Below are 13,392 nucleotides of genomic sequence, written 5' to 3' on the forward strand. Positions count from 1 at the left end.
ATTGAAAAAAGAATCGATCCTCGTTACCGGCGGAGCCGGCTATATTGGCGCCATTCTGGTGCCGCTCCTTTTGAACAAGGGATATGCTGTCACTGTTATAGACACCCTGATGTTCAACCAGTATTCCCTTTTAGCTTGTTGTGAAAATACCGATTTCGATTTCATAAAAGGAAATATATGCGATGAACGTTTAATGAAATCCTTGCTTCCCAAGTTTGATACGATCATCCCGCTTGCAGCGATTGTCGGTGCGCCGGCGTGCAAACTGAATCCCTCCCTGACAAAAATGGTCAATTACGACGCACCGCTGATGATGCTTGAAATGCTGTCACCTTCGCAGCGGGTCCTCTTTCCGACGACCAACAGCGGATATGGTATCGGGGAAAAGAACGCGTTCTGCACGGAAGAATCGCCGCTGAACCCAATTTCTGAATATGGGAAGACAAAAATTGCCATCGAGACAGCCCTTTTTAGCCGCAACAATTCCATTTCTTTCAGGTTGGCGACCGTTTTCGGGGTCAGCCCCCGGATGCGAATGGATCTGCTGGTAAATGACTTTACTTACCGTGCATTCAAAGACAGATCAATCGTACTTTTCGAAGAGCACTTCCGGAGAAATTACATTCATATTCGTGATGTCGCCGCTGTATTCCTGTTCGGCATGCATCACTACGAACAAATGAAAGGCGAGGCATTCAACGTCGGATTGAGCAGCGCCAATCTTTCCAAACGGCAATTATGCGAAAAAATAAAAAAGCATGTACCGAGGCTATATATCCACGCTGCACCCATTGGGGAAGATCCTGACAAGCGGGATTATCTGGTCAGCAATGAAAAAATTGAATCGCTGGGTTGGTCGCCCCAATACAGCCTGGATGACGGCATCGCAGAACTGCTCAAGGCTTACAGGATACTTCAACCCAATCAATTTGCGAATGTATGATTGTTTTAACAACGTTCCCATGGATATAAGAAACGCTGTCCATATTCGAAAAATGCTGCAATGACCAAAAAGATACTCATAACAGGCGGCACGGGCTATATCGGCACCCAATTGGCAAACACTTTGTTACGAAATGGAGAAGATGTATACGTCTTAACGCGGAATACAGATTCAGCAACCTCTCGTAAACTTTCTCGTTGCGGCATAAAACCCCTAAAAGGATCCATTTCTGATTTATCTTCGTTAAAGGCGATATCCATTTCTTTTGAAACGGTTTATCATCTTGCCGCAGCAATTGATTTTCGCCTGGAAAATCGAGACTCGACATTTTACGTCAATGTCAAAGGGACGGAAAATGTCGCCCACGCTTCTTTAAATTGGAATGCGCAAAACTTAGTTTTTGCCAGCAGTGTTGAGGCTGTCGGACCGTTGCCAGAAAAACATTTCTTCAGGTCCGAAGAGACAGGATGCAAGCCGTTAAACCCATATGGCGAATCCAAACTTCTGGCAGAGAACCGTCTCCAAAATAACTATTTTCACCAATTGAACGTTAAAATACTCAGAATCTCCAATGTATATGTAATCGTTCCACAAATCATACATGCACTTCTCAATAGATCTTTTTTTCTGCGTTACTCAGATTTGTCCCGGGATAAATATATTCAACCGATTCATCTGCAAGATTTAACGAAAGCGATGATTCAATGTACTGATTTTCCGTCATCTTCAATTTATTTTATCGTAGGCGATGACTACGCAAAAATTGGGCAATTCTTCGATCATATTTCGAAAAAAATCAATCTTTCGGATGCGTGGGAAAAAAGAAAGCATGCAATTTCGTCTACATGGGAAAAAAAGAAAATCAAAACACTCGGACTCCTCGATTATTGGATGCAAGTATCTCCGGAACATGATGGATGGGTTTATTCCAATCAAAAAGCAAAAAACGATTTTGACTTCCATCCATCCATAAAAATAGAAAATGGCATCGACTACGAGATATCGCGTTTATCCAATATGGGAGCGATAACACCAGCCGCTTTTCCAAAAAGCCTTTTGACTTATTTCAATGGGCCGTTGTTATTACTTTTGCACCCGTTCATCAAAAACATCAAAAATTTAATAGACAAGACCAAATGTTTCTAATCGTCAATCCTCCAAGTCCCCCCGGGTACATAGCCAACAAAGATGTAATGGGAGGTCTGGGTCAACTCTATGGTCCGGATGCAAAAACCAGAATTCCTCCAATTGACATGGTTTATGTGGCGGCATGTCTAAAAAACAACAAAACACCATTCACTGTAATCGATTGTCTAGGAGATGACTTAAGCCTCAGTGATTTCCTGAAAAAAGTGGGTGGATTCAGGCCCGAAACATTCATTGCCGTAAGGACATCAATGCCTACGTTCGCTTGGGACCTTAAAGTATCGGAACACTTAAAAGAGATCATGCCCGAGGCAAAAATTATTTTTTTCGGCTCAGTTTGCAATATTTTTCCCGATGATTTGATGCAATACGATGTAATCGATATATTGGTTACCGGTGAAGTCGAAGTTATACTTCCCTGCCTTGCGACGCAACCGATCGATCAAGTGGAAGGTATATATTACAGAAAAAAAGGAACCATTTTAAAAAACCCAGATAAAGCGTTTTTTGAAAATCTTGATGCCTTGCCATTTCCGGCCTGGGAATTTTTTCCCTACCAGAATTATTTTATTCCGGATCTCGGCGATGCAAATCCCGCACTAACCATCCAGACGTCAAGAGGGTGCCCTTTCAATTGCGACTATTGCCCGTATCCCCTCGCGCAAGGCAATCGCTGGCGCTCTCGGACGCCAGAGAACATTTTTGCTGAAATCGAATATCTGATCAAGAGGCATGGAATGCGAAGCTTACTTTTCCGTGATCCGGAGTTTACGCTTGATCAAGATAGAATCCACCGATTGTGCGACTTGATAATAAGCAGTCAATTGCAGTTCTGGTGGCGATGTGAGACTCGGCCGGACACCCTATCGGAAAACCTTATCCAAAAAATGGCTCAAGCCGGATGCATAGGCATAAATCTTGGCATTGAGCACGTAAACAAATCAATTTTGGCCCGAGTTAAACGCAAACCCGTTCATCCGGATCATATCGTGAAAATCGTTCAGGCATGCGCGCAAAATAAAATAGCCACCTTTTGTTTTTTTATCATCGGGCTTCCTGGAGAAACCATCTCGACGTTTATTCAAAATGTCGATTTCGCCAAAGAATTAAACGCTGATCGATTACAATTTACATTTGCCACACCCTATCCAGGTACACAATTTCACCAATGGGCAGTAAATAATAAATATATTACGGAAACAAATTGGCAACACACAGATGGTTTGAATGTTGTCATGCGAAATGACAGTTTTTTACCTTTCCAATTGAAATTAATGCATAAATATGCAAATTTGGTTTGTTCAAAACCATTGAAAGGCACATTGTTCAATACGTTTCTAAATAAATTTACCGAACTAATCCTCAAATTTTTTATCAGAATATAGAAATGATCAAACGCATTCTTCTCATAAACCCACCCCACACGCTTAAAAAAAATACAGGGACGATTGATGCCAATCCACCACTGGGATTAGCCTATCTCGCAGCTGTCATAAGGGATCACTACGATGTACGCATATGTGACGCTGTTATTGAAGGAATCGACAACAGAGTTTTCCACGAAAACGAACAGATGACTGTAGGTTTGAGTGACAATGATATTTTGTCACAGATCCGGGACTTCGCCCCCGATGTAATTGGGGTCTCCAGCATGTTTTCGGATCAATACCATAACGCACACCGCATGTGCGAGTTAGCAAAAAAAGTGAGTATGCGTATCGTTACCGTAATGGGGGGTGCACACGCATCCTATAACAAAATTACGGTCATGCAGGATAAGAACGTGGATTATGTGATTGTCGGAGAAGGTGAGGAAAGCTTTGGAAACCTGCTTTCCAATATCGACAACAATACGCCGGTTGATAGCCTTGATGGCCTTTGCTGGCGTCGTTCCAATGGTGATGTCAATTGCAACCCCAAGACATCGTTTATCGAGGATCTGGACCTGATTCCCTTTCCAGCGCACGACTTGTTGCCAATGGACAAGTATAGCCGCTACACTAAGCACCGGGGACTTTCCAAAGGATCGACCTATTGTTCTGTTATCACTTCGCGGGGATGTCCGGCGAAATGTATTTTCTGCTCGATTCATTCCGTATGGGGTAAAAGTTATCGCATGCGTTCTCCCGAAAACGTTATTGCGGAAATCAATCACCTTAGAACCCACTATAGTATAGACGAAATCGCCTTCGAAGACGACAACTTGACCTACGACAAAAACAGGGCGATGGCGATTTTTGATTTATTGATTGAAAATAAACTGGACATATCATGGTCGACACCCAACGGCGTCGCGCTTTGGTCTCTGGATACGCAGGTACTCGACAAAATGAGAGACAGCGGATGTTTCTCTGTCGTTCTTGCTGTCGAATCGGGGGACCAGAAGGTTCTTTCAAAACTGCTCAGAAAACCTTTAAATTTAAAAAAGGTCGAAAACTTGATCCACTATGCCAAGAAAATTGGTCTTGAGACTGGTGGCCTTTTTGTAATCGGTGCTCCGGGAGAAACAATCCAGCAGATGCATCGTACGATAAAGTACATGTTCAAATTGCCTTTCAGTCATAGATACCTGTCGATACTGACGCCCTACCCTGGAACTCAATTGTGGGATATTTGTAAAAAAAACGGATATGTGAGTTCTGATATTGATTTAAGGGAGTTGAAATTATACCAGGCGAATATTTCCACTACCGAGTTTAACGCAGAAGATGTCCAAAAAATTTATAACTTGGCCCAACGTGCAATCAACCGGCGAAGAATTTTTTATGCCATTGTCAAACGCATAAAGAATGCATTTAAGAAAAATTGATGCATCGCGAACGAATTAAAAAAAATGTAAAAAACTTTTTTTTTCTATTAATTTCAAACATTGGTGGGAAACTTCTCTATTTTTATTTTGTAACCTATATTGTCAAAGAACTTGGACCAACAGAGAGCGGTGTCCTTTTTACAGCACAAACTTTCACCTCAATGTTCACCTTTTTATTCTCTCTTGGCCTTGACATGCTGATTATCAGAGAAATTGCCAAAGACAAATCAAAAGCCGGTCTTTACACGGGCAACGCACTACTTCTGAAAATTTTTTCTTCAATTTTTTCAATTCTATTCATCTTAATTTCCGCATCGGTATTATCCTATCAAAAAGATATATTTCAGCTAATCTTAATTTTAACATTCGGAATGACCATTATCAATTTTACAAGTACATTTGAGCAAGTTATCAGAGCCTACGAAAAAACCGATTATCTTGCCGTAATTTCTTTTTTCGGAATGGTTTTTCGCGTAACGACTCTGGTAACTGCCATACATGTGGGTCTCGGCGTAGTCCATTGTGCAATTATAATTGTAATTTATGACATAATTATAGGTTTGGCCAGTGTCGTTTACACCTATCGCAACAACTTGATTAATTCCCTTCAAATCAGAAAAAATGAACTGACTCCGATAATTCAACAGGCACTACCGTTTACCTTGGCAACCATATTTGCTACCGTCTATTATCGTATAGATACGGTGATGATATCTTTAATACAATCGACCGACGAGGTAACACGGTATCACGCTTCTTACCGTATTTTAGAAGGGCTTCTTATTATACCCAATATTCTTGGAAGCGTCCTCTTCCCCGTATTATCATCCTTTTACTATAACAAAAAAATATTAATTGATATTAATCAAAACATACTGAAATTTGTGTTTACTGTTTCATTTCTTCTGTCCAGCGTGCTGATTGTCAATGCGAATTCGATTTACATTCTATTGTTTTCAAACAGATTGAGCGATTCAGTCCTTATCTTTCAAATCTTGTTGAGTTCATTGCCAGTCACCGCATTTTGTTGTGCATCTGCCACCCTTTTTTCAGCAACTGGACGACAGCATATAAACTTGATAATTACAATTGTGGTATTAGTTACAAATTTTTTATTGAATTTAATTATCATCCCCCGTTATGGTGCTTTGGGAGCCGCCGCCACAACACTTACGAGCGAACTCATCGGTATTGTTTTCCATCTTATTTTTAATCGTGACTACATTAATTTGATTTTTTTTATCAAGGAATCTCTACGGCCAATCGCGGCATCTGCGATTATGGTGATTTCTCTGAACTGGATAAATGCGTCATCGTTATTGTTAAATATTTTCGTAGGTGTTCTCATTTTTTTAATCGGTCTTTTTTTTGCGGGTGGGATCAAAAGAAGTGATTTTATTTTGGTTCGTTCCTTGATGGATCAAAAGATTTAGTAATTCCTATGAAAATATTAGCATTTTCATCTCTCTATCCTCCTTTTTACAAGGGTGGGTACGAAATTGCGGCAAAATCTTTTATCGACAACCTTCGTAAAAGGGGCCATCAGGTTACGGTTGTCTCGTCCAAGTATGGTGTCACCCAGGACAATGAAAACGATCCTGATATTCTTCGCAATCTCCACTACCTGAATTTCAACCATCTCAATGAATCCTTTTACATCAAATTCCCATGGATTTGCAGCATCTTAAGCTCTATTCGTCGGTTTATTTTAACGATTTTCAACGTTATTATAGCTGGAAAGATAATCAGAAGATATGATCCGGACATATTGTTTTTATGGGATATGCGAGAAATATCTTATCATACCGTTTTCTCCAAGGTTAAAAAGAAAATACCAATTGTAATAATGGTAGAAGATGAAGTTTTTAACTGGCATACCATCAACAACCGTTTTTTTTCAACCTTTTCTCTCAGCAAAGATTATATCCGGTTTAATCATATTTTCTGTGTCAGCAAGGTTATGAAAGATTATGCTATTTTAGCTGGGTATGATATTAATAGGATTTCCGTTGTCCCTAACGGTATTTCGAATGATTGGTTATTAAAAAAGATAACGATAAAAAAGCCTTCAGGACGATTGTTGTATGTTGGCAGACTTTCGAAAATAAAAGGAATTCACAATATAATAAAAGCCTTTAATTTTCTCCATAAAAATTATGAAAGCGATATTTTTCTTACAATTACTGGCAGTGGCGATCAAGAGTATGTCACCTATCTAAAGGCACTTATAACCAAATTCAACTTAATGAAAATAGTTCGTTTTCAGGAAAAGCTGTCATATCAAAAGCTAAAAGATGTTTATACCCAACACGATCTTCTTATTGTATCTTCAATTTACCGAGAACCATTCGGGTTGATCCTTATAGAAGCAATGTCACGGGGTATACCCGTAATCGCCAGCAATATTGGCGGCCCATCTGAAATTATTAAAGATCAAATTACCGGTCTGCTCTATGCGCCCAATGACCCCAAAGATCTGGCACGTAAAATTCAACATTTATTAACTGATCATGCACTATACAACAGGATTCGAAGCAATGCCATTGCAGAAGTAAAAAACCACTATCTGATTGAAAATGTTTCCAACCAGATAGAACAAACATTGATTGGCCTTTTAAAAGACGGCAGGAAATAGTCAGGTATGCTTCTTTTAATTATTTTTTAAATTGCCAAAATTTCGAATTTTCTGGTAACATTATCGAATGATAGAAACACCTGAAAAAATTTTATTTGTCGTTGATAGCTGCTGTTTTCCAGTTCGCGATGGATCATCTGAAAGATACTTGGAATGGCTTAACTATTTTAATTTATACGGATATAAGCTTTTCTTTTTATCCTTTGACCATTTAAATAACAATTGGTCGCAACCTGCACGCTTTCAACTCAAAAAATTTTCGGAAAATTTCTTAATAATCAAAAACCACTCGTGTAAATCACAGATTCTCTTTTCTGTGGCAGGGAAATATATTAGTCGCATCTTTAAAAATAAAATTTTCTCACATAGTGTTTTTGAAAAGACAATCCATAAACAAAATCATTCTAAAATATATGATTATATTTTTGATAATGATATTTCCATGATCATCGTAAATAAAATCACGAGTGCCCTGCTAATGGGAATCAATCGAATTGATACGCAAAAAATACCTAAAATAATCGACATTCATGATATTCATTCAGATCATTATCATCATATCCAAAATATTGTTAAACGTTGCTCACTGTCGGATTGTATAACGGGCCCCTATTCGGGAGCCTTATCCAAGAAATTGCTGACTATGGTAAAACCTCTTGATTACAACACCATGAAAAATGAGGAACTGGCGATTCTGTCTTTATTCGATAAAATCTTGGTGACTTCGACCTCTGAGAAAGATCATCTGACTCAAATCAAAAGAATCTCACATAAAATCCGATATCTTAATCCTGTTTTTTCAACGGCTCTGCCTACCCGCTCAATGAATACGGATACCTGCAATTTCGACTTTGGATTTATCGGGAGTCGATCGATTTTTAACATTGAAGGTCTGATCTTTTTTAAAAATGAAATACTTCCCAGGTTAAAATCGGCCAATCTGGCATTTAGCTGTCTCATTGCAGGCTCGGTATGCGCAGCCGCAAAGAAAATTTTCTCTTCCGAAAAAAATTTTCAGCACGTCGAATACGTTCATAAGATAGAACACTTTTACAAATCCGTTAATAGCGTATTTATTCCACTTTTATCCGGATCGGGTATCAGTATTAAAATGCTTGAAGCACTGGGACATGGACGATCTGTTATCAGCACCACCGTTGGTGCCCGCGGTCTCGAATTAATACCTGAACAAGATGTTATTATTGAAGATGATCCCCGAGCGTTTGCCAAAGGGATGATAAGGCTTTTGAATAACAGATCGTTAAGATCCAAGTTATCAACCAATGCGTTAAATACAATTGCCACAAAATACGGCCTGGATACGTATCATAAGAATTTACACGCGATATTATAAATGGAGCGCTCACCATGAAATGCCGGATTTGCAATTCCAGTCATCTGAAGCTTGCGATTGACCTCAACGAGCAACCCTGGGCAAATAATTTCCTGAAAAAGGAAGACATAGGAACAGAATCCTTTTACCCACTTCGCGTACTGCATTGTGCCGATTGTAAAACCGTTCAGCTCGATCACACCGTAAAAAAGGAAATCATGTTCAGTGACCATACCTACCTTTCCGGCATTACCAAGTCATTGAGTGATCATTTTCATAAAGTGGCCAAAGAAGTCGATGCCGTATTCTTCAAAAACGAAAATGATAAATCCGCACTGGACATCGGTTCTAACGACGGTACCCAGTTAAAACATTTTCAAAAATTGGGTTACCGGGTATTGGGTGTAGAATCATCCACGACCATCGCCAGGATCGCCAATGATGCCGGTGTCGAAACCATCAACGCATTTTTCAATTTTCCCCTGGCAAAGGAGATAAACCAGACGTTCAAGGTAATCAATGCATCCGGTGTTTTTTTCCATCTCGAGGAACTGCATTCCGTTACCAGGGGCATCAAAGAACTCCTTGACCTGAACGGCGTCTTTGTCGTTCAATTTCTGTATATGAAACGTATCGTCGAAAATCTGGCTTTTGATCAGATTTACCATGAGCATTTGCTGTACTACAATTTGAATACCATCGACGTGCTGCTGAACCGCCATGGTCTTTCCATGTTTGATGCATACGTATCACCGATTCATGGCGGATCGGTAATCGGATTCGTGACGCACGCGGGTCGCCGTCCTCCAACGGAACGGTTGATAAAATTGCGACAGCGGGAAATCGAAGACGAGTCCAATGAATTTTCCACCTATCAGGTATTCTCCAAAAAAATTGCCGAGAAAAAACGCATCACACTCGATTATTTAAATGCCCAAAAAGCGAAAAAAAAAACCATATACGGATTCGGTGCCCCTGTAAAAGGCAACACCATGCTCAATTATTTTGAAACCGGGACCCAATATTTTGATTGTCTTGTGGAAAAAAATGAACTCAGGAGGGGGCTCTATTCACCCGGGAGGCATATCCCCATCGCCATTGAAAAAGAATTGAAGCAATTGCCCGACATTTACTTCGTGCTGGCATGGAATTTCAAAAAGGAAATTCTGAAAAACAACCAACACCTTCTTGATAAGGGGATCGAATTTTATTTTCCCGTCGATCCTGTGGAGACGGACGAATGAAAATATTGGTTACAGGGGCGTCCGGTTTCTTGGGAACCTTTCTCTGCAGCAAATTCGAGGACAGCGGCCATGACATTTTAGGTCTAAAATCAACAACTTGTGACCTGACGGATGAAAGGGCCATTTTCAATCTGGAACACGAAAAATACGACCTTATTTTTCATCTCGCAGCCTGGACCCAAGCTGGCGATTTTTGCCTGCGGCATCCCGGCGAGCAATGGATTATCAACCAAAAAATCAATACCCATTTGCTGACATGGTGGCAGGCCTGCCAACCCCAGGCAAAATTGATTGCCATGGGTACAAGCTGTTCCTATCCGGCCGACAGACCGCTTGAAGAGGAAAATTATCTATCCGGACAACCGATTGAAAGTCTCTTTTCTTATGCCATGACCAAGCGGATGCTCTACGCCGGGCTCATTGCCTTGAATCGGCAATACCAATTGAGATACCTCTACATCATACCATCAACACTTTACGGCCCCGGTTATCACACGGATGGACGCCAAATGCATTTTATTTTCGATCTGATTCGAAAGATCATCCGCGGGAAGCTTTATGGAGAACCGGTGATTCTCTGGGGCGACGGCAAACAAAGGCGCGAGCTCGTCTATATTGAAGATTTCGTCGATATCATGCTCCGATTGAATGACCGCTGCGAGAATGACATTGTCAATATCGGTAGCGGCAAGGAATACTCGATCCGCCACTTCGCACGGCGAATTTGTGAGTTTGTCGAATACGATTTCAACAAAATTGTATTTGACACCGACCGGTATGTCGGTGCGATGTCCAAATGTCTTGCAATTGATAAACTGCTTCATTATATTCCAAATCTGAACATGACCGATCTTGACATCGGAATAGAAAGAACGATTCGATGGTTCAGGCAAAACCAGGCCGCGCTCCTATAAATGCAACCTAACAAGCCGCATAAAGAAATCACCAGCCCCCTTTTTGTCACCCTCGCCCCCAATTTAACCAAAATCGGAGAAGGGCACCATTATATCTACAATGCGACAGTCCAGGAAGCCGTCGAATCAATGGGCTGGGACTATAAAATTGCTGTTCCTCACCTCGCAGCTTCAGCCATGCTTCCTGACGGCTGGCTTTGCTGCCTTCCCGTATCACCTGCTAAAACTTCCAGAAGAGCCATTTTCAGCTTCCTCAAGCTCACATTTGCTTCCATTCTTCCCATCTACGGTTTTTTAACCACCGACGTTGACCATAAAAGAACCATCATCTTCCTCGAATCCATCAACCCATTCTCTCTGGTTGCGTTCACCATCGCCTTCACCCCAATTGCAAAAAACAATCTTGCCGTATGGTTCCTGTGCCGTGGTGAGCACACGTTTTCCAGGTTAAATAAATTCAGGGGGCTTCTGGAAGCGGGCTTACAAAAAATCATTAAACACCTTTTGCCCCCCGGCAGATTCAAACTCCTGTCCGATACAGAGTTGTTTGCCAAATGGTACGCTGCCTATTTCAGGCACCCCATGACGGTCATGCCCATACCGCATACCGAAATTCCTGCCAGTCAATCCGATCCAACTAGGCAGGATACGATCACTTGTTGGATGGCCGGACAGCAACATGCCATCCCCTATAATGTCGCGATCATAAAAAAAATAGCTCATACAATCTCTGAAAACGCCAACAAAGTTTTGTTTGTCGTCAGTGAAAAATGCGGTTTGGAACCAGTCCCGGGCGGGGTGAACCTGAAAAAGACAGGCAGTGTCCTGACGCAGGAACAATACCTTTCCATGTTCAGCAAATGCGATATCGTCCTGTTGCCGTACAACCCTGCCATCCATTCCATGCGAACGTCAGGTGTTTTTGTAGAATGCATCATTGCCGGAAGAATTCCCGTGGTTTCAAAAGGAACCTGGATGGCCTCCGAACTGGCCAAACACCATCTGACCGAACTCGCTGTCGACTGGCATGCGCCCGGTCTTATCGATCTTCTGATTGACCTTCCCCATAACGAACCTGTCAAGAGTAAACTCCGGGAGATGAGAACGGTGTACCGCGTATTTCACAATAAAAGGGTCTACGCAGACAAACTGAAAACCATGCTGGACCAAAGTTTTGGGTGATCCGTTGAATATCTGTCTAATCAACCATGATTTTATACCGGTGCGCGGCTCAGGTCAGACCGTCTATGCGGAAAAGATTGCACGCGGCCTGGCCACCGACAACAATGTAACTGTGGTTACCGCACGTCGCCGGGGATTGCCGGAAATTGAATACATCGACAATATTCGGGTGATCCGGTTGCCCGTCCTACGGCACGACCCTTCCCAATGGATTGCTTTCGGTTATATCGCCGGCAGTTTCATTAAAAGGCATCCTTGTCGTAATAATTTCGATATCATCCATTTTCTGGACGGCCACCTGGGATACACCGCACCCGATGGATTTGTGGCAACGCTTCACCAATCCTTTAATCAACGCCTCAAAGGGAGAAGCGGCATTCCCTATCATTCTTCATTTTGGAACTTGGTTCAACGGTATCCTTACTACCAGGTGTCGAAAATGCTGGAAGCGAAGGCGCTTGGAAAAGCTAGAGCATGCCTCGCCATCAGCCATGCGACCCGAAACGAATTCATTGAGAATTATCGAGTGGACCCGAACCGCATTGACGTAGTCTACTCCGGCATCGATACGGATTTTTTCAAACCCGTAGATGCCGGTCACCAGCGCAAAAAATTGGGTCTAAAAAACGAAAAGGTTCTCTTGTATGTCGGTTTTTCAACCCCCAGAAAAGGCCTCGAAGATTTGGCGGCCGCGCTGCACCGATTGAGAACCGACAACGTCAAACTCGTAATGGCCGGGAAATGGGAAAAAGGCTATCGGCAGTTCTTTTTGCGCCGCCTGGGTGGCAAAGCGGACCAGGTTATCGAGGCCGGATATGTGGACGATGCACAGATGCCTGCGCTCTATTCGCTTGCGGATGTGTTTGTTTTACCCTCGCTTCTTGAAGGCTTTGGATTCCCGTTGGTTGAGGCCATGGCATGCGGCACCCCGATCATCAGTACCAATGCCGGCGCCATTCCCGAAGTTGTCGGAAACTGCGGGATTGTCATCCCGCCTCGGAACCACGAAATACTGGCTGAAAAAATTGATTTGCTGCTGTCAAACGAATCGCTTAGAAATACGTTTCAAAAACGATCCCGGGATTGGGTTCTGCAAAATTTCAGCGAGACGGTCATGATCCGGAAAACGCTATCTTTTTATGAAAAGACCATGCCCGACAGAAGCGCACAGTAGGGTATTCTGTCC

At 42.0% G+C, this 13,392-nt stretch carries 11 protein-coding genes and 1 pseudogene; all 12 read left to right on the plus strand.

All coding sequences use genetic code 11. The annotated features are described in order from the left end of the window. Nucleotide 1 precedes the first annotated feature (1 nt). The 12 genes and pseudogenes from ACHZBS_RS29410 to ACHZBS_RS29465 all read left to right on the plus strand — a co-directional run bounded on the left by ACHZBS_RS29410 (nucleotide 2) and on the right by ACHZBS_RS29465 (nucleotide 13,380). Nucleotides 2–943, plus strand: coding sequence for an NAD(P)-dependent oxidoreductase (locus ACHZBS_RS29410; protein WP_319410101.1), 942 nt, complete (start codon nucleotides 2–4; stop codon nucleotides 941–943). A gap of 60 nt (nucleotides 944–1,003) precedes the next feature. Next, complete coding sequence (locus ACHZBS_RS29415; RefSeq protein ID WP_319410102.1) at nucleotides 1,004–2,089, plus strand: NAD(P)-dependent oxidoreductase; 1,086 nt, start codon at nucleotides 1,004–1,006, stop codon at nucleotides 2,087–2,089. Then, nucleotides 2,080–3,474, plus strand: coding sequence for a radical SAM protein (locus tag ACHZBS_RS29420; protein WP_319410103.1), 1,395 nt, complete (start codon nucleotides 2,080–2,082; stop codon nucleotides 3,472–3,474). The genes ACHZBS_RS29415 and ACHZBS_RS29420 overlap by 10 nt, the downstream gene beginning before the upstream one ends. A gap of 2 nt (nucleotides 3,475–3,476) precedes the next feature. Then, on the plus strand, nucleotides 3,477–4,898 hold the full coding sequence (locus ACHZBS_RS29425) for a B12-binding domain-containing radical SAM protein (protein WP_319410104.1): 1,422 nt from the start codon (nucleotides 3,477–3,479) through the stop codon (nucleotides 4,896–4,898). After that, complete coding sequence (locus ACHZBS_RS29430) at nucleotides 4,898–6,331, plus strand: flippase (protein WP_319410105.1); 1,434 nt, start codon at nucleotides 4,898–4,900, stop codon at nucleotides 6,329–6,331. The genes ACHZBS_RS29425 and ACHZBS_RS29430 overlap by 1 nt, the downstream gene beginning before the upstream one ends. 8 nt (nucleotides 6,332–6,339) lie before the next feature. Continuing rightward, nucleotides 6,340–7,533: a glycosyltransferase family 4 protein gene (locus tag ACHZBS_RS29435; protein WP_319410106.1), complete on the plus strand. Its 1,194-nt coding sequence runs from the start codon at nucleotides 6,340–6,342 to the stop codon at nucleotides 7,531–7,533. 67 nt (nucleotides 7,534–7,600) lie between these two features. Next, complete coding sequence (locus ACHZBS_RS29440; RefSeq protein ID WP_319410107.1) at nucleotides 7,601–8,887, plus strand: glycosyltransferase; 1,287 nt, start codon at nucleotides 7,601–7,603, stop codon at nucleotides 8,885–8,887. A 14-nt stretch (nucleotides 8,888–8,901) separates the two neighbouring features. Further along, nucleotides 8,902–9,030: pseudogene (locus ACHZBS_RS29445) on the plus strand (hypothetical protein); the annotation flags it as partial. A 54-nt stretch (nucleotides 9,031–9,084) separates the two neighbouring features. After that, nucleotides 9,085–10,110 (plus strand): class I SAM-dependent methyltransferase, encoded by a 1,026-nt coding sequence (locus ACHZBS_RS29450; protein ID WP_319410109.1) that lies wholly within the window; start codon nucleotides 9,085–9,087, stop codon nucleotides 10,108–10,110. After that, nucleotides 10,107–11,024, plus strand: a complete 918-nt coding sequence (locus ACHZBS_RS29455; RefSeq protein WP_319410110.1) for an NAD-dependent epimerase/dehydratase family protein — start codon at nucleotides 10,107–10,109, stop codon at nucleotides 11,022–11,024. Before ACHZBS_RS29450 ends, ACHZBS_RS29455 begins: the two co-directional genes overlap by 4 nt. Then, the gene (locus ACHZBS_RS29460) at nucleotides 11,025–12,206 is read left to right on the plus strand and encodes a hypothetical protein (RefSeq protein WP_319410111.1); all 1,182 of its coding nucleotides are present in this window, start codon (nucleotides 11,025–11,027) and stop codon (nucleotides 12,204–12,206) included. Nucleotides 12,207–12,210: 4 nt separating this feature from the next. Next, on the plus strand, nucleotides 12,211–13,380 hold the full coding sequence (locus ACHZBS_RS29465; RefSeq protein WP_319410112.1) for a glycosyltransferase family 4 protein: 1,170 nt from the start codon (nucleotides 12,211–12,213) through the stop codon (nucleotides 13,378–13,380). Nucleotides 13,381–13,392 lie beyond the last annotated feature (12 nt).

It is taken from the genome of uncultured Desulfosarcina sp. (assembly GCF_963664155.2).
In the GTDB taxonomy this organism is placed as follows: Bacteria; Desulfobacterota; Desulfobacteria; order Desulfobacterales; family Desulfosarcinaceae; genus Desulfosarcina.

Coding starts and splice junctions, on each gene's coding strand:
- ACHZBS_RS29460 (WP_319410111.1), top strand. CDS start 11,025: ATGCAACCTAACAAGCCGCATAAAGAAATCACCAGCCCCCTTTTTGTC.
- ACHZBS_RS29415 (WP_319410102.1), top strand. CDS start 1,004: ATGACCAAAAAGATACTCATAACAGGCGGCACGGGCTATATCGGCACC.
- ACHZBS_RS29425 (WP_319410104.1), top strand. CDS start 3,477: ATGATCAAACGCATTCTTCTCATAAACCCACCCCACACGCTTAAAAAA.
- ACHZBS_RS29455 (WP_319410110.1), top strand. CDS start 10,107: ATGAAAATATTGGTTACAGGGGCGTCCGGTTTCTTGGGAACCTTTCTC.
- ACHZBS_RS29430 (WP_319410105.1), top strand. CDS start 4,898: ATGCATCGCGAACGAATTAAAAAAAATGTAAAAAACTTTTTTTTTCTA.
- ACHZBS_RS29420 (WP_319410103.1), top strand. CDS start 2,080: ATGTTTCTAATCGTCAATCCTCCAAGTCCCCCCGGGTACATAGCCAAC.
- ACHZBS_RS29440 (WP_319410107.1), top strand. CDS start 7,601: ATGATAGAAACACCTGAAAAAATTTTATTTGTCGTTGATAGCTGCTGT.
- ACHZBS_RS29450 (WP_319410109.1), top strand. CDS start 9,085: ATGTTCAGTGACCATACCTACCTTTCCGGCATTACCAAGTCATTGAGT.
- ACHZBS_RS29435 (WP_319410106.1), top strand. CDS start 6,340: ATGAAAATATTAGCATTTTCATCTCTCTATCCTCCTTTTTACAAGGGT.